Origin of the sequence: Undibacterium sp. Di27W, from assembly GCF_049340345.1 — a bacterium.
Classification (GTDB): domain Bacteria; phylum Pseudomonadota; class Gammaproteobacteria; order Burkholderiales; family Burkholderiaceae_D; genus Undibacterium.
Genome location: NZ_JBMPOS010000001.1, coordinates 524,954 through 540,229 on the forward strand (window position 1 = coordinate 524,954; position 15,276 = coordinate 540,229).

General features: G+C 51.3%; 12 protein-coding genes. 8 read left to right on the forward strand and 4 right to left on the reverse strand.

Going from position 1 to position 15,276, the window contains the following annotated elements; all coding sequences use genetic code 11:
• Positions 1–58: 58 nt before the first annotated feature.
• The 5 genes from ACO0LF_RS02355 (at position 59) to ACO0LF_RS02375 (ending at position 3,314) form a co-directional block, all read left to right on the forward strand.
• Entirely contained in the window at positions 59–640 is a 582-nt protein-coding gene (locus ACO0LF_RS02355) for a DJ-1/PfpI family protein (protein ID WP_423011524.1), read from the forward strand.
• Between the two features lie 84 nt (positions 641–724).
• Positions 725–1,069: a ribbon-helix-helix domain-containing protein gene (locus tag ACO0LF_RS02360; protein ID WP_423011526.1), complete on the forward strand. Its 345-nt coding sequence runs from the start codon at positions 725–727 to the stop codon at positions 1,067–1,069.
• A 144-nt stretch (positions 1,070–1,213) separates the two neighbouring features.
• Positions 1,214–1,882 carry a cupin domain-containing protein gene (locus tag ACO0LF_RS02365; RefSeq protein ID WP_423011528.1) on the forward strand — a complete coding sequence of 223 codons (669 nt, stop codon included), beginning with the start codon at positions 1,214–1,216 and terminating at the stop codon, positions 1,880–1,882.
• 34 nt (positions 1,883–1,916) lie between these two features.
• On the forward strand, positions 1,917–2,474 hold the full coding sequence (locus tag ACO0LF_RS02370) for a TetR/AcrR family transcriptional regulator (RefSeq protein WP_423011530.1): 558 nt from the start codon (positions 1,917–1,919) through the stop codon (positions 2,472–2,474).
• A gap of 63 nt (positions 2,475–2,537) precedes the next feature.
• Entirely contained in the window at positions 2,538–3,314 is a 777-nt protein-coding gene (locus ACO0LF_RS02375) for an SDR family NAD(P)-dependent oxidoreductase (RefSeq protein ID WP_423011532.1), read from the forward strand.
• An 85-nt stretch (positions 3,315–3,399) separates the two neighbouring features.
• On the opposite strand, the gene cphA (ACO0LF_RS02380) is transcribed toward ACO0LF_RS02375, so the two are convergent.
• Together cphA (ACO0LF_RS02380) and cphA (ACO0LF_RS02385) are read right to left on the reverse strand one after the other, a co-directional pair.
• Positions 3,400–5,970: a cyanophycin synthetase gene (cphA, locus tag ACO0LF_RS02380; RefSeq protein ID WP_423011534.1), complete on the reverse strand. Its 2,571-nt coding sequence runs from the start codon at positions 5,968–5,970 to the stop codon at positions 3,400–3,402.
• Between the two features lie 188 nt (positions 5,971–6,158).
• A complete protein-coding gene (gene cphA / locus ACO0LF_RS02385; RefSeq protein ID WP_423011536.1) occupies positions 6,159–8,336 on the reverse strand; it encodes a cyanophycin synthetase in 2,178 nt (725 codons plus the stop codon).
• Between the two features lie 398 nt (positions 8,337–8,734).
• On the opposite strand from cphA (ACO0LF_RS02385), the gene ACO0LF_RS02390 reads away from it, so the two are divergent.
• Both ACO0LF_RS02390 and ACO0LF_RS02395 read left to right on the forward strand, forming a co-directional pair.
• On the forward strand, positions 8,735–10,990 hold the full coding sequence (locus tag ACO0LF_RS02390) for an ABC transporter ATP-binding protein (protein ID WP_423011538.1): 2,256 nt from the start codon (positions 8,735–8,737) through the stop codon (positions 10,988–10,990).
• A 6-nt stretch (positions 10,991–10,996) separates the two neighbouring features.
• Positions 10,997–11,467, forward strand: coding sequence for a DUF1854 domain-containing protein (locus tag ACO0LF_RS02395; RefSeq protein WP_423011540.1), 471 nt, complete (start codon positions 10,997–10,999; stop codon positions 11,465–11,467).
• 28 nt (positions 11,468–11,495) lie between these two features.
• Here the strand turns inward: ACO0LF_RS02395 and ACO0LF_RS02400 are convergent, their stop codons facing one another.
• The gene (locus ACO0LF_RS02400; protein ID WP_423011542.1) at positions 11,496–12,008 is read right to left on the reverse strand and encodes a GNAT family N-acetyltransferase; all 513 of its coding nucleotides are present in this window, start codon (positions 12,006–12,008) and stop codon (positions 11,496–11,498) included.
• A gap of 352 nt (positions 12,009–12,360) precedes the next feature.
• Here ACO0LF_RS02400 and ACO0LF_RS02405 point away from each other — a divergent pair, with 352 nt between their 5' ends.
• Positions 12,361–14,241: a methyl-accepting chemotaxis protein gene (locus ACO0LF_RS02405; protein ID WP_423011544.1), complete on the forward strand. Its 1,881-nt coding sequence runs from the start codon at positions 12,361–12,363 to the stop codon at positions 14,239–14,241.
• Between the two features lie 23 nt (positions 14,242–14,264).
• Here ACO0LF_RS02405 and xth read toward each other — a convergent pair whose 3' ends face one another.
• Positions 14,265–15,035, reverse strand: a complete 771-nt coding sequence (gene xth / locus ACO0LF_RS02410) for an exodeoxyribonuclease III (protein ID WP_423011546.1) — start codon at positions 15,033–15,035, stop codon at positions 14,265–14,267.
• Positions 15,036–15,276: the final 241 nt, after the last annotated feature.

Consider the following 15,276-nt stretch of genomic DNA (forward strand, 5'->3'; position numbering starts at 1 on the left):
GCAATTGTTCAATTTGTTCAACAATGGGTCTCTTTCCAACCTAGATTCAGGAGACATCATGGCAGCCAAAAAAATTCTTATGCTGGTGGGTGATTTTGTAGAAGATTATGAGGCCATGGTGCCTTTCCAAAGCCTGCTGGCAGTTGGGCATGCAGTACACGCAGTTTGCCCTGACAAAAAGCCGGGGGACTATGTCGTCACTGCGATTCATGACTTTGAAGGCCAGCAGACGTACACAGAAAAACCGGGCCACCGCTTTAGCATCACGCATGATTTTGCCAGCATCAAGGCGCAAGATTATGATGCCTTGCTGATACCTGGCGGACGCGCACCTGAATATTTGCGCCTGAATCCACAAGTGATTGCTATCGTGCAGCATTTCGCACAGGCAAACAAACCGATTGCAGCGGTTTGCCATGGCGCGCAGATTCTGGCGGCAGCCAAAGTGCTGGAGGGTATCAAGTGTTCAGCTTACCCGGCTTGCCAGCCTGAAGTCGAGGCGGCAGGTGGGCATTATGCAAATATCGCGGTGACCGACGCGGTCACTGACAAGAATTTTGTGACCGCACCGGCATGGCCGGCACATCCTGCCTGGATAGGGCAATTCCTGCAATTGCTGGGGACTGAAATCAAGTTATAGTCATGTTGAAGCTTTGCTTGCAAATCAGGCAAGTACCGTATAATCGTCATCAAATCATTTTCTTGACGAGATGCGGGAGCAAAAATGTGCGAGATTTTTGTGAAAGCCGATCCGGGCTTGTATGAAACCAAGGCGCGTTCCCTGCGCCTGCATGGTGTCGTGACATCGATCAGGCTGGAAAAGATATTCTGGAATGTGCTTGAAGAGATCGCTGCACGTGATGGCATGAATACCAATCAACTTATCACCAAGCTCCATGATGAGTTGATTGCCTATCGCGGCCATATCGATAATTTCTCCTCTTTCCTGCGGGTTTGCTGTTTGCGCTATACCTCCCTGATGCTTGATGGTGATATTGCCCATGATAAGCATCTGCCACTTGCCGGTCTGCACAAGGTAAAAACGGAAGCGCCTGGTTTTTTGATTTAATTTTTACTAGCGTATTTTGCCAAACGGCAGTCCAGTTTTTTGAATCCACTCCCTTCGCCTGAAAAATACCTTGCAAAAGCTGCTTGACACATCAGCTTCTAATTCATATGATGTCTACCAACTAGTAGGTAAATAAGGTGCAACATGAAACTCAATGCAGATTTTTCACGACGTGCTGTCATCGATAGCAATAGTTTGCCGTGGACAGATTCCCCGGCTGCTGGCATCCAGCGGCAATTATTGGAGCGTGACGGGGAGGAGCAGGCCCGCGCGACTTCATTGGTGCGCTATGCGCCAGGAAGTAAATTTGACCATCATGTGCATACCCTGGGCGAAGAAATTTTTGTACTTGAAGGCATCTTTACGGATGAAACAGGCGATTATGGTCCTGGCACCTATATCAAGAATCCACCGGGCTCGGCACATGCGCCAGGTTCAGAAACGGGTTGTTTGCTGTTCGTGAAATTGCGTCACCTTGATTTGGCCGACAATGAGCGTGTCGTCATTGATACGCAAAAGGCTGCCTGGTTTCCTGGTATGGTTGCAGGTTTATCGGTGTTGCCTTTGTCAGAGTTTGCTACTCAGCATACCGCTTTGGTCAAATGGGCCGCTGGGACTTACTTTAATCCCCATCATCATTATGGCGGTGAAGAAATCTATGTACTTGAGGGTGTCTTTGAAGATGAGTTTGGGCGCTACCCGGCGGGCACCTGGATACGCAGCCCGCATTTGAGCAAACATTGTCCTTTCAGTGCAGAAGGCTGTACCATCCTGGTCAAGACGGGGCATTTGCCTGCTCTTCATTCTTACTAGGCCTTGCATGAAGCATTTTTCAGAAATATCGCCTATGGCGGAACGTATCCTTGACACTGCCCAGGCTTTGATACAGCAGCAGGGCTACAATGGTTTTTCTTATGATGATGTGGCCAAACTGGTTGGCATCAAAAAGCCCAGTATTCACCATCATTTCGCCAAGAAAGAAGAATTGGTGACGGTGCTGGTGCAGCGTTATACGCATAGATTTCGCAGTGAATTGCTGGCCATAGAAGGGCAGCATGCCAGCCCTATGGAAAGGCTGGCAGCCTATGCAGCAGTGTTTGAACAAACCTTTAACCGCGACCGCCGTCTTTGTGTCTGCGGCATGCTGGGTGCGGAATCCGATTCTTTGCCAGAATCTGCCGCCGATGAAGTTGCGCGTTTCTTTAAGGTGAATCTGGATTGGCTGACACAGATCATCAGTGATGCCCAAAGTGCGGGGATGATTAAAAAGAGTTGTGCTGCAGAGTCACTGGCACAAGCTTATTTGAGTGCGCTGGAGGGGGCGATGGTACTCGGGCGCGGCATGCGTACCGTGCACGGACCAGCGGGGATCGCGCACACTTTTCTTTCCACTGTGTCGGCCTGAGGCCGGCATTTTTTTGCAAATGTAAACTACCAACTGGTAGGTAGATAAATGAAAGGGTATACAATGAATACTGATTTTGAAGGTAAAAAACTGTTGGTTGTCGGTGGCACTAGTGGCATGGGCCTGGAGACTGCGCGCCTGGTCCTGGCCCGCGGTGGCAAGGTGGTGATAGTTGGCAATCGCAAGAACAAGGCAGAGGAGGCACAGGCGCAGTTGTCTGCTCTGGGATCGGTCGCTGTGCTGACTGCAGATTTATCCAAGACCGCAGAAGTGCAACAGCTCCTGAAAAAAATCGATGAAGCGCACAAGGACATTAATCTCTTGGTCAATGCCGCAGGCATATTTGCTCCCAAGGCCTTTCTTGAACACAGTGAAAGCGACTATGACCAGTATCAGGCCTTGAATAAGGCTCTGTTCTTCATTACGCAAAAGATTGCCGCGAATATGATCGCTGGTGGTCGTGCTGGAGCTATCGTGAATATAGGCTCCATGTGGGCGAAGCAGGCGATTGCTGCGACACCGTCATCAGCTTATTCCATGGCAAAAGCAGGCTTGCATTCCCTGACCCAGCATCTGGCCATGGAACTCGCCTCCAGCAATATCCGTGTGAATGCGGTATCACCAGCCGTAGTGGAAACCCCGGTCTATGAGAGCTTTATTCCCAAGGCGGATATTCCTGCTGCCTTGCAGGGTTTCAATGGTTTTCATCCTATAGGTCGTATAGGTACACCACAGGATGTGGCGGAAGCGATTACTTTCCTGCTGTCAGATAAAGCAGCCTGGGTCACAGGCGCAATCTGGGATGTGGATGGCGGTGTGATGGCAGGGCGTAATACCTGAAGAAATCGGAAATAAAAAAATGCCGGGTCAGTCTTGTAATTGGACTGACCTGGCATTTTGTTTTGCTAAGCTTAGCTAAGTGAGTTTAGCCCGCTGCAACACGTTTGGCGATATGTGCCAGTGCTTCTTCTACCTGGTCAATCAGGATCAGGCACAGATCGCCTGCTTCCAGTCTGTCCATGGCCAGATCAATAGCGATGAATTCACCGTTGATTTCATCGATACGCGTGGTTTTTGTTGCCTGTTTCAAGCCTTCACGCAGGAGCGCAACAACTTCACCATCGGCACGGCCACGCTGGCATTGATCCTGGTACAGCACCACGTCATCAAAGGATTCACCGAGGATTTCTGTCTGCTGGCGTATGTCCTGGTCACGTCTGTCACCAGCACCGCTGATGACGACAGAGCGGCGTTTGGCAGGCATGGTTTCGACTGCGCGCACCAGCGCCAGTATCGCATCCGGGTTGTGGCCGTAATCAGCAATCAAAGTCGCACCACGGAAGTTGAAGACATTGAAGCGGCCAGGCGCATTGTCAGCTTCATTGGCAAAAGACTTCAAGCCTGCGCGTATGCTGTCCCAGTCAGTATTGATAGCCCAGGCAGCGGCTACGGATGCCATGACGTTCTCGACCTGGAAGCCTATGCTGCCATTACGGGTGATAGGGATATCAGCCAGCGGCACGCTATGACGTGTCTTGCCTTCTGCAGCGATCAGATGACCGTTTTCTATATAGACAACACGCTTACCCTGGGCCCTGTGGGTAGCCATGACAGGGTGTTGATGGTCTGCAGCAAAGAAGATCACGGCAGATGGGCAATTGCTGGCCATGGCAGCGACGATAGGGTCAGCCGCATTCAGCACAGCATAGCCGTTATCAGCAACGTTTTGTACGATGACGCGTTTCAATACAGCCAGGTCTTCTACCGTGGTGATGTAATTCAAGCCAAGGTGATCGCCAGAACCGATATTGGTGACGACGGCCACCTGGCAACGGTCATAGGCCAGGCCTTCACGCAAGACGCCGCCACGTGCTGTTTCAAACACAGCGGCATCGACATCAGGGTGGGACAAGACATTGCGGGCGCTGCGTGGGCCACTGCAGTCGCCGCTATCGATCTGGCGGCCAGCAATATAGACACCATCTGTATTCGTCATGCCTGTGCGCAAGCCGCTGGCGGTCAGCAGATGGGCAATCAGGCGTACGGTCGTGGTTTTGCCATTGGTGCCGGTGACAGCAATAATAGGGATGCGGCCATCGTCATGCTCATCAAACATGGAGGCTATAATTGCTTCACCGACCTGGCGACCCTTGCCAAAAGAAGGGGAGAGATGCATGCGCAAACCTGGTGCAGCATTGACTTCGACGATGCCGCCGTTTTGCTGCTCTATGGGTTTCAAGACGCTGTCGCAAACCAGGTCAACACCACAAATATCGAGACCCACCATTTGTGCGGCAGCTACTGCGCGGGCAGCGACTTCCGGGTGCACATCATCTGTCACATCGGTCGCTGCACCACCAGTAGAGAGATTGGCGTTATTGCGCAAGACTACGCGCTGACCTTTAGGTGGGATGGAATCCGCCACAAAACCCTGCTTGGCCAGGCTGGCCAGGGCGATATCATCAAAACGTATCTTGGTCAGGGAAGTGGAATGACCACTGCCACGACGCGGATCTTTATTAACTTGTTCAACCAGTTCACGCACGCTTTGCTTGCCATCACCCACCACTTGCGGCGGGTCACGACGGGCAGCGGCGACCAGCTTGTTGCCGACCACCAGCAGGCGGAAATCATTGCCAGGCAGGAAGCGCTCTACCAGGATGTCGTCGCGGAATTCGCTGGCAGCATGGAAGCCGGCATCCAGTTGTTCGCGCGTCGTGACGTTGACAGTCACGCCTTTGCCCTGATTGCCATCTTTGGGTTTGACCACCACAGGCAGGCCGATTTCAAGGGCGGCTGCCCAGGCATCATCCGGATCGGATACAGACCGCCCCAAAGGCACAGGCACACCGGCGGCATGCAAGAGTTTCTTGGTCAATTCCTTGTCTTGTGCAATGGCTTCGGCAATGGCGCTGGTGCCATCCATTTCTGCTGCCTGTATCTTGCGCTGGCGGCTACCCCAGCCAAAGGCAACCAGGCTGCCATCTGTCAGGCGGCGGTAAGGGATATTGCGGGCAACGGCGGCATTCACGATGGAACCGGTAGATGGTCCCAGGCGTACGTCTTCATCCAGGTCACGCAATTGTTCAAGTGCAGCAGCCAGGTCAAAAGCCTGGTCATTCAGTGCTGCATTAATGATTTGCTCAGCCAGTTCTACCGCCAGGCGGCCTACGGCTTCTTCAGAATATTCAACCACGACCTGGGAAATACCTGCTTCCAGGGTTTGCGTAGTGCGGCTGAAAGTGACCGGGCAACCGGCTTCTGCCTGCAGGCCCAGGGTCAGCAATTCAAACACATGGGCCATGGGGATGGCATCGTCATGACCGGTGGGTTGCAATATGCTGAGTTGCGGGAAAAGGGCGCGCAAACGGTCTTCAAAGCCCTTCAGGCCAGCAATTGACATCTCTTCATTTGTGCAGGCAACAATCGCTTCTACGGCCGTATGGTGGCTCCAGAGATTGGGACCGCGCAGGGCACGGATGCGTGATACTTCCATAAAACTTAATCCTGTTGAAAAAGGCGTCAAACGATGGTGCGCTTCATGTATGCAATCTGAACATTAAACCTCAGAAATATCAGAAATCACACCATCAGATAAATAGCAAATTCTAAGAAAATACTTAAACAATATATCTTGTATTTTTGCGGATACCAGATCGGGTATCCGCGCAATGGTCAATACAGTCAGTAAGGAGCTTTCTTGCTGGAGTCAAATGTCCTGAGGCCAGCGCCTATCAGCTCTGGCGTGATGTTCAAAGCCCATGCTGCTGCAACCGCTGCCAGCACACTTTCAGCCTGTGCGACTTTTGCAGGTTTCAAGGCGCTCAGGGGTAACAGAGCTGTTTCAGTTTCGCCATCTGCCAGTACGATATTGTCATCACGCAAAAATACCACGCGCTCACCGAGGGCGCGGTGATTAATGATGGCTTCGAGTGATGGATCCTTGCCATAAAAAATGACCTTGCCATCACAGAGCTCAGCCAGATCAGCCACGGCTGGATCGGCTGCATTTAATACAGCTACGCCGTCAGGTAAAATCACATCCACCTGGGTACGCAAGACTTTGCGCATCTGGTCCGAGCTGTCTATGTAATAAGCGCCCAGGTCGGCATGACCATCCAGATCGGTGACTACGCCCACAGCACATTTGTCATAAGCCAGGCCATCGCTAAGCAGGGCCCTGGCATTGGTTTCAAAGACAGCGGCTTCGACCGAGCGGTTAATCAACAATCTCTGGCCAGCTTCCCAGTTGGCGCAATCGCCATCGGTGACCATGCGCTTGTTCAGGAACAGGCCCTGAGCGCAAGCGACACCGGTTTCCTTGCCACTGATATTGATCAGGGCACCGATCAGGCGGGCAATCAGGCTGCAACCCTTGGTGCCAGCAACGCCGACGATGCTGATACGGCCACTTTCATCCGGTGCAAACAAATGATTGATGATGGCTTTGCCAACAGGGCGGCCTTCGCCATTGGCTGGCTTGATGTGGGCCAGCAAGCCTGGGCTGGCATTGACTTCAATAATCGCTGCGCCCTGTTCTGCCATGGGGCGGGAAATGTCTTCTGCCACCAGGTCCACGCCAGCGATATCCAGGCCGACGATACGTGCGGCCAGTGTCGCGGCATAGGCGATATCAGGATGGATTTTATCGGTGACATCAAGAGCGACATTGCCGTTAGGCTGTATCAATACTTTTTGCCCCGCCAGCGGGATGGAATTGGCATCCATTCCCTGGCGTTTTAATTCGAGAATGATTTCTGCACCTGCACCCGGGTCCAGGGCATTTAACGGACAGTCTTCTGTCGTACCACGGCGTGGGTCAGTATTGATCTGGTCATCAACCAGTTCAGTGACATTCGATTTGCCATTGCCAGTTACCCATAGCGACTCGCCTTTACCAACGGCGACCACCTGATTGCCGACGACCAGGACGCGATGTTCATCACCCGTGACAAAACGTTCGACGATGACGCTCTTGCTATCGCCCTTGCGTGATGCCAGTTCATAGGCAGCTATCACGTCTTCCTTGCTCATCAGGTTTAGCGAAACGCCGCGGCCATGATTGCCGTCATAGGGTTTGATGACCACGGGCAGGCCAATATCCTGTGCTTCTTCCCAGGCTTCTTCAGCACTGCGCACCAGGGAGCCTTCAGGGACAGGCACGCCGCAAGATTGCAGCAGGGTTTTGGTCAAGTCCTTATCGCTGGCGATGCTTTCAGCAATGGCGCTGGTGCGGTCAGTTTCTGCGGTCCAGATACGGCGCTGGGCAGCGCCATGGCCGAGTTGCACCAGATTGCCATCTGTTAAACGTATGGAAGGGATGCGGCGCTCAGTGGCGGCATCAACAATGCTGGCAGTACTTGGGCCCAGGCAGCGGTCATCTACCAGTTCACGCAATTCTGTGACCCTGGTTTGCAGATCAAAAGCCTGGTCTTCAATTGCCGCCATCAGCAAGTCACGGCCAATTTGCAGGGCAGCGCGGCCGACCTGCTCTTCACGGGTGCGGAAAGCCATTTTGTAAACGCCGACTACATTGGTAGAACGGGTCTGACCAAAACCGGTGCGCATACCTGCCAGGTTTTGCAATTCAAGGACGACATGTTCAAGGATATGACCAGACCAGGTGCCTTCACGCAGGCGCTCCAGAAATCCGCCACGCTCACCGACACCACAGCGATGCTCTATGATTCCAGGTAACCAGGCCGTCAGGCGTTCATACAGGCCGGGGATTTTATTCGATGGAAATTCTTCCAGCGCACCAATATCCAGCACTGCTTCAATGACAGGGCGGTAAGTCCAGATATTCGGGCCACGCAAGTGCGTTGCGCTGAGAATGCGGATGTCTTTCTTGTTTGTTGTCATGTATATAAACTTTTATAAGCCGGGTTTATGCAGACCAGGTCTTGTCATTTTTTAGAGCGTTTCTTCGTTTTCCCTGAATGCGCAACATCTTGGGCTGGCCGGACCAGGAGAGATTTTCTGGTATCTTGAAAATCTTGCCATAGCCACAATATTACTTTGTATATCATTTTGAAAGCGGCTGAGAAAGGCACGCTTGCTGATATACTTGCGCGCCAGCGCAAAAGCAGTTCATCCTCTTGATCAGATTTATCTGATTATTTTTCTTCCGATAGAATACCGTAAATTGCTGCTCCCGTGACATGGCTTATGCCGGAAACGGGAACCAAGTGATCTCTTTTACTAAAATTAATGTCCTGATTTGCTTTGGGACCAGCTCTTGAGCAGGAGTTTGTTTGACGATGACTACAACACAATTCAACCCTGAACAGCCTGTTACCTCACTTCCAGTATCCTGGCAGTCTGACCTCAACAGTCAGATCGTCAAGGGCGAGAACGTTTTAACTGCCCTGGAGGTTGACCTCGACAATAAACTTCGCTTCCGCAAGGGCCTGCTGGTGGTGACAGATCAGCGCTTGCTGGCCAAATCACCAGGTGAGGCTGACTGGAAAGAATGGCGTTTTCGTCAGGGTTTGCAATTAAGTCATCATGACCATGCCGGTGTCGGCCATCTGGAACTCGTTGATGAGCAGGGCTTGCAGGCTAGCTGGCGCTTCACCCTGGGCCAGAATTTGCATGCCATACGCCTGCTGGATCAGTTCAAGGAGCAATTGCATAGCCATGTCACTGGCATGCCGGTAGTCCGCGCAGAACAAAATATTTGTCCTAGTTGCAAAGCCGTACTGGAACCAGATCAGGAAGAGTGTCCTGTCTGTACCAAGGTCATCTATACACCGCCATCTACATGGACTTTATTGCGTCTGTGGCGATTTGCCCATCCTTATCGCCTGCAATTGCTGCTCGGTTTCACGCTGATGTTGCTGGGCACTGCTGCGCACATGATTCCGCGCTACCTGACCAAGCCGCTGACGGATGAGGTGCTGATTCCGTATCAAAACGGCGCACACGTCGATCCCAAACTGGTGGTGTTCTACATCGGTGGTTTGCTTGGTTCCGCAGTTGTTGCCTGGCTGCTGAGCTGGGGCAAGACGTATATACTGGCCCTGGTGTCAGAGCGCATAGGTGCGGATTTGCGTACTGCGACCTATGAGCATCTGTTGAAATTATCGCTGGAATATTTTGGTGGCAAGCGCACTGGCGACCTGATGTCGCGCATAGGTAGTGAGAGTGACCGTATTTGCGTTTACCTGTCGCTGCATCTGCTGGACTTTGCAACGGACGTGCTGATGTTCATCATGACGGCTGGTTTTCTGTTGCAAATCAATACCAAGCTGGCCCTGGTGACCTTGCTGCCATTGCCATTCATTGCCTGGATGATCCACCTGGTACGTGACAAATTGCGTACCGGCTTTGAAAAGATAGACAGGGTATGGGGTGAGGTGACCAATGTCCTGGCCGATACTATTCCAGGCATACGCGTAGTCAAAGCCTTTGCGCAGGAAAAACGCGAAGCAGGGCGCTTCCGCGAAGCCAATAAACATAATCTTGCCGTCAATGACAAGCTCAACAAGGTCTGGTCGCTGTTTTCACCTACGGTGTCATTCCTGACTGATCTTGGCATCCTGGTGGTCTGGGGCTTTGGTATCTGGCAGATTTCCAAGGGCGATATTACTGTCGGTTCTCTGGTAGCTGCTGTGGCTTTCATCAGTAACTTCTATGGCCGTATTGATTCCATGAGCCGTATCGTCTCCGTGACGCAGAAATCTGCTTCGGCTGCCAAGCGTATTTTTGATATTCTTGATCATGTATCGAGCGTGCCTGATCCGCAAAATCCGGTGAAGGTAAAAGAAGTCAAAGGCCAGATAGAATTGCGCGAAGTCGGCTTCCGTTATGGTAACCGCGCTGTCAACCGTGGTATCAACCTCAACATCAAACCTGGCGAAATGATAGGCCTGGTTGGGCATAGTGGTTCAGGCAAGAGTACGCTGGTGAACCTGATCTGCCGTTTCTATGATGTCTCGGAAGGTGCGATCTTGCTGGACGGTGTCGATATACGCTCATTTGCTGTGTCGGATTATCGCCAAAATATCGGCCTGGTCTTGCAAGAGCCTTTCCTGTTCTTTGGCACCATCGCCGAGAATATCGCCTATGGTAAGCCAGAAGCCACAAGGGATGAAATCATCGCGGCGGCGCGTGCTGCCCATGCTCATGAATTCATCTTGCGTCTGCCGCAAGGCTATGACTCCATGGTGGGGGAGCGTGGTCAGGGCTTGTCTGGCGGTGAGCGTCAGCGTATCTCGATTGCGCGTGCTTTGTTGATAGACCCGCGCATTTTGATCATGGATGAAGCCACTTCTTCCGTTGATTCGCAAACCGAGAAAGAAATCCAGAAAGCCCTGGATAACCTGGTGCAAGGCCGTACTACGATTGCGATTGCACATAGACTGTCTACCCTGCACAAAGCCGACCGTCTGGTGGTGCTGGACAGGGGCCAGGTAGTCGAAGTGGGTAGCCATGATGAATTGATGGCCAAAGAAGGTGCTTACTATAATCTGTACCAGGCGCAAGCCCGTAATGCAGAACTGGTTGAGGAGTAAAAGAAGATGATAACAACAAAATTTACCCTGAGCCGCAATTCTTTCGGCAAACTGATACTCAGCAATGAAGCTGGTGAAGTGTTTGAAGGTGTCAGTCCGGTACGGGCATTTCCTATCCAATCACCCTTGACAGGCATATCCCTGGTCATGACCGACGGACGCGAAGTCGCATGGATAGATCAGCTCGATGATCTGGCAGCAGACGCGCGTGAACTGGTCATGGAAGAGCTGGAAGGGCGTGAATTCATGCCTGAAATCAGCAGCATCATCAGTGTCACCAGCTTTGCTTTGCCTTGTACCTGGACAGTAGCAACAGACCGTGGCGAGACCGATTTCGTCCTCAAGGGCGACGAAGATATACGCCGCATAGGCAAAACATCTTTATTGATTACCGATAATCACGGCATACAATTCCTGATACGTGATATGTATGAGATAGACAAACATAGCCGCAGGATACTCGACCGTTTCCTATAAATCTTTTACGAATGACGTAGATACCAATTTAAAATTCGTACCCATATAAATTGGTATCTCTGCTTTCACCAGCCAGTACGACAACAGCTTCCAGTTGAAACCCCAGGTCTTGCAATAATTTATTAGAAGCGAGATTATTCGGCGAGGTAATAGCGGCCAGTTTGGCGATGCGCAAATGTGTGTTGGCATAGGTTAGTGTTGCTCTGGCGGCTTCCCTGGCATATCCCTGCCCCAGGAATTGCGGTAAAAACGCATAGCCCAGGTCTATATTCTTCAAGCTCTCCCGCTTGACCAGTCCGCACAAACCCATGGCCTGGCCATCTTCCTTGCGCTCTACCACATACAGGCTGAAACCTATTTTTTCCTGATTTGCCATGGGGCCATTGACAATATCAGTGCGCGCCTGTTCCAGGGTACGTATGCCCTTGTCGCGGATGTTTACTATGAATGCAGGGTCATTCACCAGCGCCAGGTAAAAAGCAGCATCGTCGGTGCTGATGGTGCGCAGTTGCAGTCTGTCTGTGGTGATGATGATGGTCATTCTTGCCCCCGGGGAAATATTCAGTCTAAATTGCTTGCTCTAGAAATGCTAACGGTTTTTTATTAATACAATGCATTCTTGTCAGCACAATAAGATAGGTTTTTTGAACTAAACTGATGTTGCCAACCGACAGACTTGTTAACTTGTTATACAAAGTGGTGAATTGAATAAACTTTTTTTCACATTCCATGGTCTGCGGCGTAATATTGTTGTATAGCATTAAGCTTTTCTCTGTATTTGCTCGTAACGATAGTGTTTTATGTGTGATATTTGCACAACTATCACTGGGGTACACTGCTGATTAGCTTAAGCAAGTCTTGTTACTTATCCATGTTCGTACTCAGGGGAAGCTATGAAATCTCTCAAAGCCAGACTCATCGTTGTAATTGGATTATTGGTTGCTATTTGCACCATCGTATTGACCGTAGGTAGTTATTTGAGGATGAAATCCCAGATAGAAAATGACCTGAATAATGAAATTCGGGGTGTCGCTGCCGGTTATAACGCCGTATTAAGTAACTGGATACAGACCAATCTGTCCATGATGGAAAGCCTGGCACAAGGTCTGGGTAATGGGGCTGATTTGCAATCCAGTCTGACGATGATGCGTGCCGGTGGTAACTTCCTCAGCGTCTATCAGGGGCAACCAGACAAGCAATTCACCAATATCCCAGCCGATCCTCCTCCCGCAGGTTTCGATCCCACTGTGCGTCCCTGGTATAAAGCAGCCATGGAAGCCAAAAAATCCATCGTGACTTCGCCTTACATGGGGGTTGCCCCTCCAGGGTTGATGATTACCTTTGCTGCCCCTGTTAAAGGTGGTGAGGGCGGTGTGGTTGGTGCAGACGTATTCCTGACCAAGATAGTGGATCAAATTCTGACTATCAAACTGGCGGGTGGTGGTTATGCCTTCTTGCTGGATAAAAGTGGTCAGGTCCTGGCTCACCCTGATCAGGCCAGGGTCACGAAAATGGCCAAGGAAATCACGCCTGACCTGGCACTGGATAACCTGGCTAATCTGTCCAAGCAAAAAGATCCTATCCTGACTGAAATTGGCGGCAAGCCACACTTCATGCTCTTGCAGCAAATCACAGGCTCTGACATTTACCTGGCTCTGGTCATCGACAAGAAAAAAGCCCTGGAAGCGCTGGACCAGTTGCTCATCATTTCTGCGGTTGTCCTGCTGATCTTGCTGGGCGTAATTATGCCTTTGACGACCTTGCTGGTAGGTCGCATGCTGTCTGGTTTGCAGCGTGTGCGCGATGCCATGTCGGATATCGCTGCTGGTGGCGGTGACCTCAGTCGTAAAATCGATGTAGAAGGGGATGATGAAGTGGCCCAGACTGCTTCCGCTTTTAATAGCTTTCTTGAACAATTGCGCGTCATGGTGGTGGATGTGCGCAAGGCAACTGACTCTATTACGGTAGGTGCGACCGAAATTGCCACCGGCAATATGGATTTATCTGGCCGTACCGAGCAGCAGGCATCTTCATTGGAAGAGACTGCGGCGAGTATGGAGGAATTGACCGAAGCCGTGCGCAATAATGCCGACAACGCCCGTGAAGCCAATAAGATGGCAGTCAATGCATCTGATGTGGCAACCCAGGGTGGTGAAGTGGTAGGCAAGGTAGTCACTACCATGCAGGGTATCAGTGATAGCTCACGCAAGATTGTCGACATCATCAGTGTGATTGAGGGTATTGCCTTCCAGACCAATATCCTGGCCTTGAATGCAGCGGTCGAGGCAGCCAGGGCAGGTGAGCAGGGACGTGGCTTTGCAGTGGTTGCCAGTGAAGTGCGTACCCTGGCGCAACGCAGTGCTGCTGCTGCACAAGAGATCAAGAACCTGATTGAAGACTCGGTCAACAAAGTCAGTGAAGGCTCTGAACTGGTTGATAAGGCGGGGGCCGCCATGACCCGCATCGTCTCGGCAGTAGACCAGGTGGCGGCAATTATCAATGAAATCACTACCGCCTCTGTAGAGCAAAGCGACGGTATTCAGCAAGTCAATGTGGCTCTGGCGCACATGGATGAGGCAACCCAGCAAAATGCAGCTTTGGTAGAAGAAGCCGCTGCCGCTGCTGGTTCGCTGGAAGAACAGGCCAATTTGCTGAAAACCGCGATGTCAGCCTTCCGCATGGAAGACTCAGGCGCAGGCCCACGCATAGCACCGGCCAAATCAAGCTGGGCAAAGAATAAAGCTTCTGCCCCTAGCCTGGGTTATGACGAATAGTAAGGACTAGTAAGGTGTAGTATTTAGATGCCCTCAAGTGTGGCAATCACCGGCGCATGATCCGATGGTTGCTCCCACTTGCGAGGCACGCGGTCAATGACGCAAGAGGTGCATAGCTTGGCCAGTTCTGCTGACAGCAGGATATGGTCGATGCGTACGCCCTTATTGAGACGGAAGCCCAGTGCGCGGTAATCCCACCAGCTAAAGGATTTTTCTGCTTGTTCAAACTGGCGGAAACTGTCGCTCAGCCCCAGTGCTATCAGGTTTTTAAGGGCGGCTCTTTCTTCTGGCGACACCAGGTTCATGCCCACCCAGGCAGCCGGGTCGTGGACATCCCTGTCTTCCGGGGCGATATTGTAATCACCTAGTATGGCAAATTTGGAATGGCGCGCCATTTCTTCCCTGACCCAGTTTTCCAGTGCTGCAAACCATTTCAATTTGTACTGGAATTTATCGGAATCTGGTGCCTGGCCATTCGGCACATAAGCGCAAATGATACGCACGCCTGCAATGGTCGCGGCAATCAGTCGTTGCTGTTCATCTTCAAAATGCGGATTATTTTTTTGAATATCCGTCATCGTGTGTTTCGATAAAATCGCCACACCGTTATAAGTTTTTTGTCCGGTAAAGGCAACATGGTAGCCTGCCGCTTCTATCTCAGCTTGCGGAAACTTGTCATCGGTGAGTTTGGTTTCCTGTATGCACAGGACATCGACAGGATTGCTTTCCAGCCACTGCAAGACTTGCGGGAGCCTGACTTTCAGGGAGTTGACGTTCCAGGTAACTAGTTTCATGAGAATATTTTTGAGGGTGATAAATGACGATAAGCTTTGCCAGCAAATGAAAAATGCTGCTGGCCTGGGCGAGCGTGTATGCGTCACATATTATACGATGTTGCGAGTTCGGAAATTAGTCTGTCTCGGCGAGGCAGCAATCCAGGTTCATTGAGATGACCAGGCTTTTCAATTGTTGACTTTTCAAGTATGTTTGCAACTTATTCCTATCTGGAAAGAGATTAAAATAAAGTGACAGGTT